Source organism: Arthrobacter sp. zg-Y820 (assembly GCF_030142155.1).
Classification (GTDB): Bacteria; Actinomycetota; Actinomycetes; order Actinomycetales; family Micrococcaceae; genus Arthrobacter_B.
Genome location: NZ_CP126247.1, coordinates 1,916,583 through 1,930,912, shown reverse-complemented (window position 1 = coordinate 1,930,912; position 14,330 = coordinate 1,916,583). Strand labels below are relative to the sequence as shown.

Here is a 14,330-nt window from a genome sequence, read left to right as displayed (position 1 = left end):
CTAGGTTTCGCAATGATGCGGGAAAAGAGGAGCGGATGCCCGACAAGAGGATTGGACTCACTGAGGCGATCTCGTCCATTGAGTCCGGAATGACCATTGGTATCGGTGGATGGGGGTCGCGGCGCAAGCCCATGGCCGCGGTCCGTGAGCTGCTGCGCAGCGACGTGACCGACCTGACCGTTGTCGCCTTCGGCGGCCCCGACGTCGGCCTGCTCGTTGCGGCCGGCAAGGTGCGCAAGCTGATTTACGGCTTTGTGTCGCTGGACAGCATCGCGCTGGACCCGCTGTTCACCGCTGCCCGCGAACGCGGCGAGCTGGAAATCAGCGAATACGACGAGGGCATGTTTGTCACCGGGCTGCGCGCCGCGGCCTCCCGGCTCTCGTTCCTGCCCACGCTGGCCGGACTCGGCTCGGACGTGATGGCGGCGAACCCGCACCTGAAAACCATCGCCTCGCCGTACTCCGATGACGAGTACGTCGCGGTCCCGGCAACACCGCTGGATGTTGCCCTGATCCACGTCAACCGGTCCGACAGCGGCGGCAACGCGCAGTTCCTCGGCCCGGACCCGTACTTTGACGACCTCTTCGCCATGGCTGCCACCCGCACCTTTGTAACCACCGAGCGGATCGTGGAAACGGAAGACCTCCTGGACGAGGGCTCATTCCACACCCTCATGTTGAGCCGCATGTACGTCACGGGTGTCATTGAGACCCCCAACGGCGCCCATTTCACCACCTGCGAGCCGGACTACGGCCGCGACGAGGCTTTCCAGAAGCACTATGCCGCCTCCGCGAAGGATCCCGAAAGCTGGCGCGCATTTGTTCACGAATTCCTCTCCGGCGACGAGGCCGGCTACCACGAGGCCGTTGCCCGCTTCCATGCAGTACAGGAGAAAAAGTAATGACCGCAGACGCCACCATCGCCGAAATCTGCATTGCGGCGTGCTCAGACACCTACCGCGAGTCCGGAGAGCTGATGGCGCACGCCGTCGGCACCATCCCGACCATCGGCGCCCGCCTGGCCAAGCTCACGCACAACCCCGACCTGGTCCTGAGCGACGGCGAGGCCTTCATGATGAGCGAGCCGCCGCCCCTCGGCAAATCAGCTGCCGGCGGCGGAATCATCGAGGGCTGGGCTCCGTTCCGCCGCGTCTTTGACATCGTCGCCACCGGCCGGCGCCAGAGCATGATGGGCGCCAGTCAGATTGACCGCTACGGCAACCAGAACATTTCACTGATCGGCGATTGGAACAAGCCCAAGCGCCAGCTCATCGGCGTGCGCGGCGCTCCCGGCAACACGGCCAACCACCGCGTGGATTACTGGGTCTCGCGCCACAGTGCGCGCCTGTTTGTCGAGTCGGTCGACATGGTCTCCGGCGTCGGAAACGACAGGGCGCGGGCCGCGGGACCATCGATGCGGTTCCACCACTTGGGCGTGATTGTCACCAACCTTGCCGTCCTGGGCTACGACGACGACGGCCGCGTCACCGTACTTTCGATCCACCCCGGCGTGGATCCGCAGGAGGTCGTGGACAACACGGGTTTTGCGCTCGACGTCGAGGGCGCTCCCCTCACCCGCGTTCCCACCGCGGAGGAGCTGCGCCTCATCCGCGAGGTGCTGGATCCGCGCGGGGGCCGGACCCGGGAAGTCCAGAACTAACCGGCCCCTGGCGGATCAGTCCTGCAGGAGACCGGAGTGGATCAGTTCGAGGAAATGGCGGCCGGCACTCTCAGCCGAGTGCCGGCCGCCGGGGCGGAACCAGCGCACCGTCGACCAGACGGCGTCGCGAATGAACCGGTAGGTCATCGCCGAGTCCAGATCTGCGCGGAAGACACCCTCCCGCTGGCCTTCCTGGATCACTTCCTGCCAGATGCCTTCAATCCGGGCACCTTCCTCGGCCACAAACTCGAAGCCGGGAAGGTTGGCCAGAAACGCCGCCTCATTCTGGTAAATGCCAACGGCGTCCGGTTGTTTCTCGATGGTGACAAAGGCAGTCCTGACGAGTTCGTCAAAGACATGCCGCGGCCCGCCGCCGGCGGCGGCAATCTCCTCCGACCGCTGCCGCAGTCCGCCCTGGAAGGACCGCAGGATTTCCTCCAGGATCGCTTCCTTGGACGAGAAGTGGTGATAGAGGCTGCCCGAAAGGATTCCGGCATCGTCGGCAATGTCGCGCACCGTCGTCGCGGAGTATCCGCGGGTGGCTATCAGGTGGGCGGCAATGGCCAGCAGCTGTTCCCGCCGGTCGGAGCCCTGCTCGCTGGCTGCAGATTCCGTTTTTTTGCGCGTTGCCATCAAATCTCCTCTATTCGGAATTACCAAGGTTTTATGCCCAAGCATTTGCTCAATTATCTCGCATTTTAGGCACGTTACTGTATTAGCCGCGCCATTGCGTTTTTTGTCACACGGAATGAAAGGATTCCCTGATGCATCTCTCCGACGCACGGACCATTCCCCAGTTGCTTACCGACATGGCGCGGCTCGGTGACCACCATGCCGTCGTCGTCGGCGACACCGCCGTCTCCTACCGCGAGCTCGCCGACCGCATTTCCGAGGCGTCGCGCGGTTACCTCACCCAGGGGGTGCAGCCGGGTGACCGGATTGCCCTGTGGGCTCCGAACCGCCTGGACTTCATCCTCGCGATGCTCGGCGCGCAGGCGGTCGGTGCGGCGGTGGTGCCCCTGAACACGCGCTACACCGGTCATGAGGCGGCTCTGATCCTGCGCCGCTCGGGCGCGTCGATTCTGGTTGTCGCCGATGATTTCCTTGGCCGCCGGCCGCTGGATCACCTCCGGGAGGCAGCAGCGGAAGCGGCTGCTGAGGGCGAGACCTCTGGTTTTCCGATTCCCGGGCTGCCGGCGGTGCGGCTCGTCATCCGCCTCGACGGGACGGCCGACGACGCGGGCGAACTCGCGTGGAAGTCGTTCCTGGCCGCCGGCGTCACCGTCGCCGACGACGCCGTGAGTGCGGCGGCGGCCGCCGTCCGCCCGGACGACGTCGTCGACATCCTCTACACCTCGGGCACCACCGGCCTGCCCAAGGGCGTCATGAGCGCGCACCGGCAGACACTGGGCGTCGCACGGGCCTGGGCCGCCGGGGCAGAGCTCTCCCCGGAGGACCGCTATGCAGTGGTCAACCCGTTCTTTCACGGTTTCGGCTACAAGGCGGGAGTCGTCGCAGCGCTGCTGGCCGGTGCCACGATCTACCCGGTGGAGACGTTCAATCCCTCGGAGCTGCTGGAGCTGATCCAGAAGGAACGCATCAGCGTCCTGCCCGGGGTGCCCACCATCTTCACCTCGTTGCTCAACCATCCCGAGCTGAAAAGCTACGACACTTCGTCGCTGCGCTTTGCCATCGCCGGCGCTGCGACAGCCCCGGAAACGCTGTTCAGTGACATGTCCACGGTGCTCGGGTTCCAAACCGTTGCGCAGGCGTACGGAATGACCGAGTGCGTGGTCGCAACCTTGTCCCGGCCCGGCGAATCCCTGGAACATGCCAAGCAGACCACGGGCCCGGCGGTTGCCGGCGTCGAAATCAGGGTGGTGGACGCAGCCGGCAAGGATCTGCCGATCGGCGAGGACGGCGAGATCCTGCTCCGCGGCGAGAACGTGATGCTGGGATACTTCGATGATCCCGAGGCCACCAGCAACGCCGTGGACAAGGACGGCTGGTTCCACACGGGCGACATCGGCCGGCTGGACGAGCACGGTTGCCTGAAGATCACGGACCGGCTGAAGGACATGTTCATCGTGGGCGGGTTCAACGTCTATCCCGCAGAGATCGAGAACGTGCTGCGGCAGCACCCCGCGGTCAACGAGTCAGCCGTCATCGGCATCGACGACGAACGGATGGGGTCGGTGGGCAGGGCTTTTGTTGCACTGCTGCACGACGCCGATCCGAAGCCCACGTCGGATGACCTTGCCGGCTTCTGCAAAACCCGCCTGGCGAACTACAAAGTGCCGCGCGAGTTCGTGATCGTCAACGACTTTCCCCGCAACGGCACCGGCAAGGTCCTCAAATCCAAGCTGTAAGCCAGCTGTCGGGAACTTCCCGCGGCACCAAAAAGGGCGGTTGCAGGATTTTCCTGCAACCGCCCTTTTCGGATACTTCGGTGACGCTTGTGCGGAAGCTAGCTCAGCCGCTCCAGGATCATGGCCATGCCCTGGCCGCCGGCCACGCACATGGTCTCAACCGCGAACTGCTCGTCGCGCTCCTGCAGGGCGTGGATTGCCGTTGTCGTCATGCGCGCACCGGTCATGCCGAAGGGGTGGCCCAGGGCAATGGCGCCGCCGTTGACGTTCACCTTGTCGGGGTCGATGCCGATGTCGTCGATCGAGGGCAGGACCTGGGCAGCAAAGGCTTCGTTGAGCTCCATGATGTCCATGTCGCCAATCGACATCTTGGCGTTGGCCAGGGCACGGCGCACTGCGTCAACGGGGCCCAGCCCCATCAGCTCCGGCGACATCGCCGCGACGCCGGTCGAGACGATGCGCGCCAGCGGAGTCAGTCCCAGTTCGGCGGCGCGGCGGTCGCTCATGATGACGAGCGCAGCGGCGCCGTCGTTGAGCGGGCAGCAGTTGGCCGCCGTAACGGTGCCGTGTTCGCGGAACACCGGCTGCAGGGTCGAGAGCTTTTCGATCGTCACGCCGGCGCGGGGACCGTCGTCGGTTGAGACAACGGTGCCGTCGGTCAGGGTGACGGGCGTAATGTCCGTGTTCCAGAAACCGCGGGCCGCGGCGGCTTCGGCGCGGTTCTGGCTGCGCACTGCCCACTCGTCCTGTGCCTCCCGGGAAACTCCGCGCAACTGGGCCACGTTCTCGGCGGTGTCACCCATGGCGATGTAGATGTCCGGCAGCTCGCCGCGGTCGCGCGGATCGCTCCAGCGCGCGTCGGCGTCTTTGGCCAGGGCCTTGGTGCGCTCCATGGCGTCGAAGTACGCGGGGTTCTTGGTGTCGGGCATGCCGTCGGACTTGCCGAAGCCAAAGCGCGAGACGGTCTCCACGCCTGCGGAAATGAAGACGTCGCCCTCGCCGGCCTTGATCGCGTGGAGCGCCATCCGGGTGGTCTGCAGGGAGGATGAGCAGTACCGGTGCACAGTGGTTCCCGGAACGCTGTCCAGGCCGAGCTGCATGGCGACCATGCGGGCAATGTTGTAGCCCTGCTCCCCCGCCGGCTGGGCGCAGCCCATCATCAGGTCATCAATGGTGGCCGGATCGAGCCCGGGAACGGCGTCCAGTGCGGCACGGATCATCTGGGCGGCCAGGTCATCGCCGCGCATCCCGCGCAGTGATCCCTTGTTGGCGCGGCCAATGGGTGAACGTGCTGCAGAGACAATTACTGCTTCGGTCATCAGTGTGCTCCTTCTACTTCTGCTTCATGAGGTTTGAGAATGTCGGCGTTCGGAGTGTGCGCCAGGAAAGCGGGCCATTCGCCGCCGCCGTCGACGTCGAGCACTGCGCCGGTGATGTGGCTGGCCAGCGGTGAGGCCAGCATGACGCAGGCGGCGCCCACCTCGCCGGGATCGGCCAGCTGTCCGCGCGGAATCGTTGCTGCCACGCGGGCGTAGCTGTCGGCGTCGCCGTAGTGGTCCGCGGCGCCCTCGGTGGCGACGAGCCCGCAGCTGACGGCGTTCACCCTGATCTGCGGTGCCCACTCCACGGCCAGGCTGCTGGTCAGGCTTTCCAGCGCGGCTTTCGCGGCACCGTAGACGGCGGTGCCGGGGCTGGGGCGGCGGGCGCTGATGGAGGTGATGTTGACGATCGATCCGCCCTGTTCCTGCGCCATCATGATGGGATGCACCGCGCTGACCACGTGCGCCGCTGACAGGAAGTTCAGTTCGGTGATGGCGCGCTGGTAGCGGGCGGAGCCGCTTTCAAAACGCCCGAACGGCGACCCTCCTGCGTTATTGACGGCGACGTCGATGCGCCCGCGGCGCTCGACGATGTCGGCCACCCAGCCGCGCACCTGCTCGTCGTCGCGAACATCGACGCAGCTGAAATGCACTGCCGGCCGCGTCGAGGCCGACGGCTCAGGTTCTGTCCTGCCGCAAATCTCCACAACAGCGCCGGCGCCGACGAACGCGTCGACGATGCCCGCGCCCACGCCCCGGGCACCTCCTGTGACGAGTACGACCCATCCTGTGAGATCGATTGTTATCGACATCGGTTCCCTGCCCTTTCTTCGCGACGGCGCGAATGGTTCACACTGTACCAAGCAAACGCTAGGTTGTCGCTTTGATGATGGTGATCTTGTTCCGGTGAACTGTCATGCGTGGACGGTGGAGACAACGGCGCCTTGACTGCCCGCACTTGCTCGGCAGCCTCTAAGCGGCAGCAGGCCTGAAGTGATTACTTGGCCAACTCAAGGAAGCGCAGGTCCTGAATACCCGCGTTACCCCAAGGAATGTTTTCGGTGTTCATCAACTTGTCCGAGTGAACGTACATGGCCTCGATCGAGCAGATGGGCAGGTACCAGGCCCCGTCGAGCGTGACCTTCCATATCTGCTGGTAAAGCTCGGCCCGCTCGTCCTGGCTAAGCAGTGGGTTTGCTGCCTTAACCGCGAGGGGTTCGACCTCCGCGAGCTGCTCCGGCGTTGCGGCGAGCTTGTAACCGGCGGTGATGTAGGAATCGACTGTCCCCGCAGGGTCCGCGTGGGGCGCGACAGCCGCGTGCACAAACGACTGCAAGTCGCCTGCAATGTAACGCGATGTACCCTCGCTTACCGGGACGGGAGCAAGCTCGGCGTCAATGCCAGCTTCAGTCAGCTGTGCTTGGATCGCGTTGCCGGCCTGATCTGCATTCGATCCGGCCGGTGTCGTGATCTCGATCGACACCGAACCCAGCTTCGAGACGAGCTGCTTCGATTTCTCGAGGTCGTACGTGTAGCCGCCGCTCCAGTCTTGGATAGCCGGCCACTCCGACTCCGGGTATATCTGTTCCCGCGGCGTGCAACGGTCACTGAAGAGTCCATTGATGCTTGCCGGATCGATGGCGTAAGCAACGGCTTGACGTGCTTCCAGCTGAGACATGTCGCCCTTTGATGAGTTGATCATCAGGCCCAGCGAGGCACGGAACTGAACGTCAGTCGTCTGGATGGCGTTGGTCTTGGCGAGTTGCTCCGCTTGGAGGATGTCGGTCGGGGAGCTGACGGAGGCGAAGTCTGCTGCGCCTGTTCGCACCGCGTTCAACCGGGTGATTGCGTCGGGCACGTTCTCGATCTGGATGCCGGAAAGTTGTCCGATGGAGTCATCCCAATAGTTCTCGGCAGCTGTAAACACAGATTTCTCATTCGCCACAAAGCTGTCGACGGTGTAGGGTCCCGAGCCTGCATCCACGCCGCCCGTCGCGATTTTTTCAGGCGATTCGGCTAGCGCCTTCGGGCTGACCATCATGCCGACGTTGGTGGTTAGGACACCGGGAAGGCCCGCTCCGCGGCCCTGGGCGAGATTAAGACGCACGGTGTAGTTATCCACTACATCGACGGACGTAATGTCCGTCAGATACTGCCGAACAGCGCTCTCCGGTGTTTCCCTCCCCCGATCTAAGTTGATCTTGACAGCATCAGAATTCATGGGGGTGCCGTCGTGGAAAGTTACATCCTCTCGCAACTTGAGCTCAAGATAGCTGCCGTCTTCGGCGAAAGTCCACTCAGTTGCCAGCCCAGGCAGGAGCATATCGTTGGTGTCGACAACGATGAGGCGGTCATAGAGAAGACTCGTGAACGACTGTTCCCCCGCGCTTGTCTGCATGATGGGGTCCAGCGACCGTGAGGGCATCGGCGTGACGACCCGGAGGACAGCTGAGGAATCAGCCTCAGCTCCGACATTCGTCTCTGCTGGATCTGCGGCGTCGCCGGCACAGCCGGCGAGTGCCAGGGTTATAACCATGGTTGGGGCGAGAGCGTGAATGCCGCGTCTGCGTTGAGGTGACATCTCTGTCCTTTCGTCGGTCCAGCCCCGACTGCGGCTGGCATTGCGGGGAGGTGAGCACCTCCCCGCACTGAGTGGGCTTATTTCCGTCCTCGACGAGGCGGGACGGGATTGGGCGTGGCATTTAAGAGCTCACGGGTATATGGATCCTGGGGATCTGCGAAGAGTGAAGCTGCAGTCGCCGTCTCGACCACGCGGCCATGGCGCATGACCAGCACCCGATCAGCGATAATCTCCACGAGTGCCAGATCATGGCTCACAAAGAGGTAGGTCAGGTTGAACTCGGCACGGAGATCCTGCAACAGGTTTATGATCTGGGCTCGAACTGACACATCGAGTGCGGTCACCGGCTCGTCGCAGACGATGAGCTTGGGCTTCAAAGCGATGGCTCGGGCGATGGAGACGCGTTGGAGCTGCCCTCCGGATAATTCGGCAGGGTAGCGCTCGAGATAACGGGAACTCAGACCCACCGTTTCAATGAGCTCGGCTGCTCGCCGGTCGCGTTCCATCCGCGGCATTTGAGTGTGCGCTCTGAGCGGCTCGGCGACACATGCACGAATCGTCATTCGAGGGTCAAGCGAGCTGTACGGATCCTGGAAGACCATCTGCATATGCTCGCGCGAGGCGCGCAGCTCACGCCGCTTCAGGGATCGCACGTCCGTGCCCGCAAGGAGAACCGCGCCCTTGTCCGGTTCGATAAGGCGAAGCACCAAACGTCCGAGCGTAGACTTGCCGGCTCCGGACTCTCCAACCACCCCGAGGCACTCGCCTTCGCGGATCGTAAAGCTAACGTCGTCGACAGCAGGGGCGGGTGGGACCTGTTGCCTCATCAGTGCGCCGCGTCTGGCGAAGGTTTTCGAAAGATGCTGAACCTCAAGCAGGTTCACGAGATGACCCCCGCGAGTGTGAGCTCAGAGACCCGCGCGCATTTCGCTGCATGCTTGGCCTCGTGTGCCGCCCCGACGTGCAGCATCGGCGGCACCGCGCGCGTGCAGAGATCCTCGACGGCGAAATCGCAGCGCGGTGCGAACCTGCATCCCGGGAAGACGGTGCCGACTGCGGGCAGCTGACCGGGTATCGACAGCATGCGCCCACCCGTGTCGACTTCCGGGCGAGGGATCGCCCCCAACAGTCCGGACGTGTAAGGGTGCGCCGGTTCGAAAAAGACGTCGTCGACAGGACCATCTTCCACAACGTTTCCGGCGTACATAACCACCACGCGCTGGCAGAATTCTGCCACGACGGCCAGGTCATGGGACACAAACAGCACTGAGACCCCGGTTTCCAGCTGGATCTCCGTGATGAGATCCAGGATTTTCCTCTGCACGGTCACGTCCAGTGCGGTAGTCGGCTCATCGGCAATGAGTAGTTCGGGCTCGCAGACCATGGCCATCGCGATCATCACCCGCTGACACATTCCGCCGCTGAACGCGTGGGGATACTCCCTCGCCCGAGCCGCCGCGTTGGCGATCCCCACACGATCAAGCATCTGGACGGCCCTGTTCCAGGCTTCTTTGCGGGTGAGCCCAAGATGCCGACGTGCTGATTCCGCGATTTGGTCACCGACTGAGTACGCAGGGTTAAGGCTGCGGGTCGGCTGCTGGAAGATCATTCCAATACGTGCACCTCTGATGGAGCGTTTCGTTCGCTCCGAAGCTGTCACGATATCGATCCCGTCGAACCGAATGGAGCCTCCGACGACCCCTGTCCCCGTTGCCCCGCTGAGCCCCATGATTGAGAGCGCGGTAACCGTCTTTCCGGAACCGGATTCCCCAACTAGTGCGACGCTGGACCCCCGCGCCACTGAAAAGCTGACGTCATCGACAATGCGCATTTTTCCACTTTGGGTGCCCGTAACCTCGATCGAGAGTCCCTCGACCTCGAGCAGGCTCCCGGCTGACCCGCTTGTGCTGGCATCCGGGCTCAGCAGCTTTGGTTCGGTCATGATTCCACTCCATTCGAACGGGTCCGGATGAGCGCCGCGCGCATTCCTTCGCCCAGGTAGGTGAACGCCAGCACCGTAAGGAAGATGGCGATGCCCGGGGGCCAGACGTGCAAGGGAGCGATTCCCATCGTCGAGGCCGCATTGTCGAGCATCGAGCCCCAGCTTGCCGTCGGTGGCCGCACACCCAGGCCAAGGAAACTCAGACTGGCCTCTGCAGAAACCGCCGTTCCTAGAGAGACGGCCGAAACCAGAATGATCGGCGGTGTCACATTTGGGAGGACGTTGCGCACTATGATCCGCCCCGTTGATGCTCCGACGGCCCGGGCTGCCTCAATGTAGGTGTCATTTCGAACCTCGAGCGTGCTAGCGCGCGCAACACGAAAGGTGCGGGGAGTCAGCACGATACCGACGGCGAGCATCGCCTCGGTTATGCCCGGACCCAGAACCGCAACAATGGTCAGAGCGAGTACGAGCGAGGGGACGCTCATGAGCACATCCATGATCCGGTTCATAACCGTGTCGAACCAGCCGCCCACGTATCCGGCGATGATTCCCGCCGGCAACCCTAGGATTAGCGTGATTGACACAGCTTGCAGCGCCGCCACAAGGGAGACCCGTGCGCCAAAAATCAGCCTGCTAAGGGCGTCTCTTCCATACTCATCGGTGCCAAGCCAGTGTTCGGGAGACGGTGGGGCGAGACGGTCCACCAAGTTCTGTGCATCTGGTTCGTACGGGCTGATGACGGGTGCCAGCGCGGCGACGCAGATCAGCAGAAGGATAAACAGCGCACTCATCAGCGTCGCTGGCTTTTTCCAGAGCCAGCGCACTCCACCCGATTTAGCTCGAGCGGGGCGGATCTCCTGGACCGTTTCCTTGGGGGAAACCGGCATTACTCGGACTGGATCGGTCATGCGCGCACCTTCGGGCTCAAGTATCCATATGAAAGGTCGACAAGTAAGTTCACGACGACGACCACGAGAGTCGTGAATAGGACAAATCCAAGCATGACTGGAATGTCACGGGATTGGACGGCATCGAGCGCAAGGCGGCCGAGCCCCGAAATGTTGAAAATAAATTCAATCGCGACGGTGCCACCCAGAATTTCGGCGACCCGGAAGCCGAACACAGTGACGACAGGCACGAGCGCATTCTTCATTCCGTGCTTGAACAACACGCTCGAGGGCGCCAGCCCCTTGGCCCGGGCGTTAAGCACGTAATCGGTCGTCATGGCGTTCAGAAGTGAAGATCGAAGCTGCATGACAATTTCGGCGGCGGGGAGCACGCTGAGGGCCAGTGCCGGCAGGAAAAGGTGCGCCAACCACGCAACGATTCCTTCTTGAGGAGACACATACCCAAAACTCGGAAAGAGCGGAAACTGGATAGCCAGGAGCGAGACGAGAAGCAAACCCAGCCAAAAGGTCGGCATCGCGATTGCGAGGGCAGATGCCGCGCTGACAATCCGATCCAGCTTGCCGTGCGGGCGTGCGGCGGCGGCGACCGCGAGCGAAACTCCGATGACCACAGCGATCAATAGCGCAAGCGCTACCAGCGAAAGCGTCGCGCCAAGACTGCGGACGAGCAGGTCAATGACGGCGGTGCCAGAGGTGAAGGACACCCCCAGATCGCCTTGGACGGCATTCAACAGCCATTCGCCATAGCGCAAAATTAGCGGTGCACCGAGGTTCAGATTCTCGCGGACGGCCTCGATCTGCACTGGGTCGGCGTTCTCACCCGCCAGGATCGCGGCGGGATCCCCAGGGACGAGCTCAATCATCGCGAACACCAGGAACGGCACAACAATGAGGAGGGGCAATGCCATGGCGAATTTTCGAATTAGAAACTTGATCATCGGTGCCCTGCGGGTCGGCGATTGTTGCGCGGCGGTGTGAAATGGACGTTCCGACATCTTTCGGGGCGCAACGACTCGGCGATGTCCGCCGATTCGGGTGAGTAGCCAGTCATCGTGCTGTCCCTTCTACCGGTGATCCCGTGATCAAACGGGTTCGCGCTTCGTTGCGTCTGGTGTCACCGTAGACCAAAAACCAAGCAAGCGCTATCTTTGTAAGCGGCGCGCTGCAGTGCATCGAACGGCCGTCATAGCCGTGCTCCATCGGACGGGGCCGGACCGATCAGGAGCTGCCCGCCTCCGCAGACCTATCCACAACGACGAGGACACTTCATGGGAGCGGTTCCCCTGAACGCAGCACCGGTGACCGAACGGCGTCCGCCGCTGCATCAGCACACGCAGCGGCTGAGCTACGCGGACACTGACCCCGCCGGCATCCTCTATTACGCAGCATGGTTTCCCCGGATGGAGGCCTGCAAACGGAATGGCTGTTCCTGAACGGCCTGCGGCAGGACACGCTGCTGGAGCGGTTTGGCTGGTGGACCGTCTCGCGGGCAACCCGGTGCGACTACCTCAGCGCGGCCCGGCTCTTTGAGGAGATGACGATTGAACTCCGGGTCGGCGAAATCGGCACGTCCTCGGTGCGCTTTGACTTTAAGATGTGGCGGTACGCCGATGACACGCTGGTCGCCACCGCTTCAAACTGGCTCGTCACCGTCTCTCCGGATCAGCGCCCCATCCGCACCCCCGAGGTGTGGGCCGCGATCAGATCCGGCCCAAGCACCCGAGTCGGCTGGCTGGGAACCTCAAAAGGACCGAACTTCTGTTCCGTACCTGATCGCCCCTCGCGGAGACTGAGTTTGCCATCGTCATAGGTAGCCACCAGATCCGCGGTGCTTCCAACGAGCTTGGCTGAGTCGGGAATAGTCCAAAGAACATCACCAGCAACCGCCGCCGCAGAATCTCCGCTCTCACTCTCAGGGGCAGCACTCTTTTCCCCTGAACCCGCGAGAGCGGGAACGAGGAACAACGAAAGAAGCAACGTAGCGGCAGCCGGGATCGCCCACCAACGCTCGCGCACTGCGGTCCAGATCCGCTGCCCTGTCTTAGCGTCTTGTCCCTCTTCAACAAGCGTTGCCGTACCGTCAGCACCGAGTTTGAGAGCATACGTCTCATCACCGTCCGTGACGGTGACCAGGACAGGGAACTGCTCAGCCGGCCGGGAGTTCCGCAGCAGCTCCAGCGTTGCTTTCGCGCTGGTTGTCCGGGTGCCGTCAGCCAACACCCACGACTCCCCCTCGCCGCGGACTTCGGCTGTAGAACCAATACGGCTTTGTTGTTCTGCCATTACTGTCCTTCCTCGCTGATCTTGGGGCATTCGGTAAGGCTCGGCCCAGGGACAGCCAGGTCATCTTCCGGAGCTGCCAACACCCACACGTCAGAGCCTTTCGACTCAAAGCGGGTCAACGCCCGTGAAGCCTCCAGATTGGCCACAGCAGCCCGCGCCGCTGTCAGGGGCACCTGCGCCTGCTTAGCCAACTCCTCGATACCCAAGGGCTCCGGAGTCCCATTAGCCGTGACATTGCCTGTAGCGATGCCGTAACGGTCAGCGTTACTCACCACGGCCAACAGGATCTTGTCCTCGCACCAGGTGTCCATTCCGTCCGGGAAGATCTCCCGCACAACATCCCGCTCACGCACCCACGTCACCTGTTCCTCATGTAGGCACCCTCTCCGGCGCCCTCTCACCCTCTAAGCACCCCGAAAGCGGCAACTGTAAAGTTGCCATTTGCCGACCGCCCCGCGCAGACAGGAAGAAGCCTGATTCCCGGCTCTCCCATAACCGAAAGGTGCGCTCGCAGATATGCCGCTTGCTGAACAGGAAACAGCCACCACGAAACCGGCAACCCGCCGCGGCCGCTCCGCTAAGTACCTACGTCCCGCCCTGGCTGTCCTGGCCCTGCTCGGCGGCACCGCGACCATCTATGCCGGTAGCCAGGGCCTCGGAGAGCCGCCGACCTACCAACAGGCCCCCACCGCCGCTAAGCCCTTCGCCGCAGCAGACCCGAACACCTACACCGGCACCGAACCTCCCCCGGAAATGCCGCCCTCCACCATCGCTATCCCTCCTGGGGATCACCGCCCCCGTCGCTGAATCCGACATAGACGCCTCCGGTGCCCTCGTCCTTCCAACCTCGGACAGGACAACCAGGTACACAGGAGCTGCCTCCCTGGGAGCTACCGAAGGCTCCACGGTCATAGCCGGACACGTGAACTTCGCAGACGGCTCGGGGCCCTTGAACCCCTCGCCAAGATCACCAAAGGCACACCCGTCTACGTCACGGACGCCACGGGTACCCGGCACGAATACAAAGCGAACACCGCAGAAACCCTCACCAAGACCGGACTCCCCCAGGAACTCTTTGCCCCCGCCGGCCCGCCTCAGCTCGTCCTCATCACGTGCGGCGGACCCATCGACAACACCGGCAGCATCCTCGAATACACGCACAACACCGTCGTTACCGCCGCCCCAACCACAGTCCCCTAAACGCACAAAAGACCGCTGAAGCCATAGCTTCAGCGGTCTTGGTCGCAACAATAGACGGGATGGTT

At 63.1% G+C, this 14,330-nt stretch carries 16 protein-coding genes and 1 pseudogene; 7 read left to right on the top strand and 10 right to left on the bottom strand.

Annotated features, from left to right (window positions below):
- Positions 1-35: 35 nt before the first annotated feature.
- Together QNO08_RS08740 and QNO08_RS08735 are read left to right on the top strand one after the other, a co-directional pair.
- Positions 36-902 (top strand): CoA transferase subunit A, encoded by an 867-nt coding sequence (locus QNO08_RS08740; RefSeq protein WP_229965936.1) that lies wholly within the window; start codon positions 36-38, stop codon positions 900-902.
- Positions 902-1,660 (top strand): CoA-transferase subunit beta, encoded by a 759-nt coding sequence (locus QNO08_RS08735; protein WP_229965937.1) that lies wholly within the window; start codon positions 902-904, stop codon positions 1,658-1,660. Before QNO08_RS08740 ends, QNO08_RS08735 begins: the two co-directional genes overlap by 1 nt.
- A gap of 15 nt (positions 1,661-1,675) precedes the next feature.
- Here the strand turns inward: QNO08_RS08735 and QNO08_RS08730 are convergent, their stop codons facing one another.
- A complete protein-coding gene (locus tag QNO08_RS08730; protein ID WP_229965938.1) occupies positions 1,676-2,293 on the bottom strand; it encodes a TetR/AcrR family transcriptional regulator in 618 nt (205 codons plus the stop codon).
- Positions 2,294-2,424: 131 nt separating this feature from the next.
- Between QNO08_RS08730 and QNO08_RS08725 the strand changes: the two genes are divergently transcribed.
- Positions 2,425-4,029 carry an AMP-binding protein gene (locus QNO08_RS08725; protein ID WP_229965939.1) on the top strand — a complete coding sequence of 535 codons (1,605 nt, stop codon included), beginning with the start codon at positions 2,425-2,427 and terminating at the stop codon, positions 4,027-4,029.
- 98 nt (positions 4,030-4,127) lie between these two features.
- Here QNO08_RS08725 and QNO08_RS08720 read toward each other — a convergent pair whose 3' ends face one another.
- From QNO08_RS08720 to QNO08_RS08690, 7 genes are all read right to left on the bottom strand, one after another.
- Entirely contained in the window at positions 4,128-5,348 is a 1,221-nt protein-coding gene (locus QNO08_RS08720; protein ID WP_229965940.1) for an acetyl-CoA C-acetyltransferase, read from the bottom strand.
- Positions 5,348-6,160, bottom strand: coding sequence for an SDR family oxidoreductase (locus tag QNO08_RS08715; RefSeq protein ID WP_231712724.1), 813 nt, complete (start codon positions 6,158-6,160; stop codon positions 5,348-5,350). Before QNO08_RS08715 ends, QNO08_RS08720 begins: the two co-directional genes overlap by 1 nt.
- A 185-nt stretch (positions 6,161-6,345) precedes the next feature.
- Positions 6,346-7,884: an ABC transporter substrate-binding protein gene (locus QNO08_RS08710; RefSeq protein WP_229965942.1), complete on the bottom strand. Its 1,539-nt coding sequence runs from the start codon at positions 7,882-7,884 to the stop codon at positions 6,346-6,348.
- 122 nt (positions 7,885-8,006) lie between these two features.
- Entirely contained in the window at positions 8,007-8,813 is an 807-nt protein-coding gene (locus tag QNO08_RS08705; protein WP_229965943.1) for an ATP-binding cassette domain-containing protein, read from the bottom strand.
- Positions 8,810-9,871, bottom strand: a complete 1,062-nt coding sequence (locus QNO08_RS08700) for an ABC transporter ATP-binding protein (protein ID WP_229965944.1) — start codon at positions 9,869-9,871, stop codon at positions 8,810-8,812. The genes QNO08_RS08705 and QNO08_RS08700 overlap by 4 nt, the downstream gene beginning before the upstream one ends.
- Positions 9,868-10,782, bottom strand: coding sequence for an ABC transporter permease (locus tag QNO08_RS08695; RefSeq protein WP_229965945.1), 915 nt, complete (start codon positions 10,780-10,782; stop codon positions 9,868-9,870). The genes QNO08_RS08700 and QNO08_RS08695 overlap by 4 nt, the downstream gene beginning before the upstream one ends.
- Positions 10,779-11,720, bottom strand: coding sequence for an ABC transporter permease (locus tag QNO08_RS08690; protein ID WP_269439177.1), 942 nt, complete (start codon positions 11,718-11,720; stop codon positions 10,779-10,781). The genes QNO08_RS08695 and QNO08_RS08690 overlap by 4 nt, the downstream gene beginning before the upstream one ends.
- 330 nt (positions 11,721-12,050) lie before the next feature.
- On the opposite strand from QNO08_RS08690, the gene QNO08_RS08685 reads away from it, so the two are divergent.
- Positions 12,051-12,215, top strand: a complete 165-nt coding sequence (locus QNO08_RS08685; protein ID WP_229965947.1) for a hypothetical protein — start codon at positions 12,051-12,053, stop codon at positions 12,213-12,215.
- Positions 12,170-12,412 (top strand): annotated as a pseudogene (locus QNO08_RS17525) (acyl-CoA thioesterase); the annotation flags it as partial. The gene QNO08_RS08685 and the pseudogene QNO08_RS17525, both read left to right, overlap by 46 nt.
- 32 nt (positions 12,413-12,444) lie before the next feature.
- Here QNO08_RS17525 and QNO08_RS08680 read toward each other — a convergent pair.
- Together QNO08_RS08680 and QNO08_RS08675 are read right to left on the bottom strand one after the other, a co-directional pair.
- Positions 12,445-13,065, bottom strand: coding sequence for a pyridoxamine 5'-phosphate oxidase family protein (locus QNO08_RS08680; RefSeq protein ID WP_229965948.1), 621 nt, complete (start codon positions 13,063-13,065; stop codon positions 12,445-12,447).
- Positions 13,065-13,418 carry a hypothetical protein gene (locus QNO08_RS08675; RefSeq protein WP_229965949.1) on the bottom strand — a complete coding sequence of 118 codons (354 nt, stop codon included), beginning with the start codon at positions 13,416-13,418 and terminating at the stop codon, positions 13,065-13,067. Before QNO08_RS08675 ends, QNO08_RS08680 begins: the two co-directional genes overlap by 1 nt.
- 163 nt (positions 13,419-13,581) lie before the next feature.
- Here QNO08_RS08675 and QNO08_RS08670 point away from each other — a divergent pair, with 163 nt between their 5' ends.
- Positions 13,582-13,872: a hypothetical protein gene (locus tag QNO08_RS08670; protein ID WP_229965950.1), complete on the top strand. Its 291-nt coding sequence runs from the start codon at positions 13,582-13,584 to the stop codon at positions 13,870-13,872.
- The gene (locus QNO08_RS17520) at positions 13,873-14,265 is read left to right on the top strand and encodes a class F sortase (RefSeq protein WP_442860500.1); all 393 of its coding nucleotides are present in this window, start codon (positions 13,873-13,875) and stop codon (positions 14,263-14,265) included.
- The last annotated feature ends 65 nt before the right edge of the window (positions 14,266-14,330 follow it).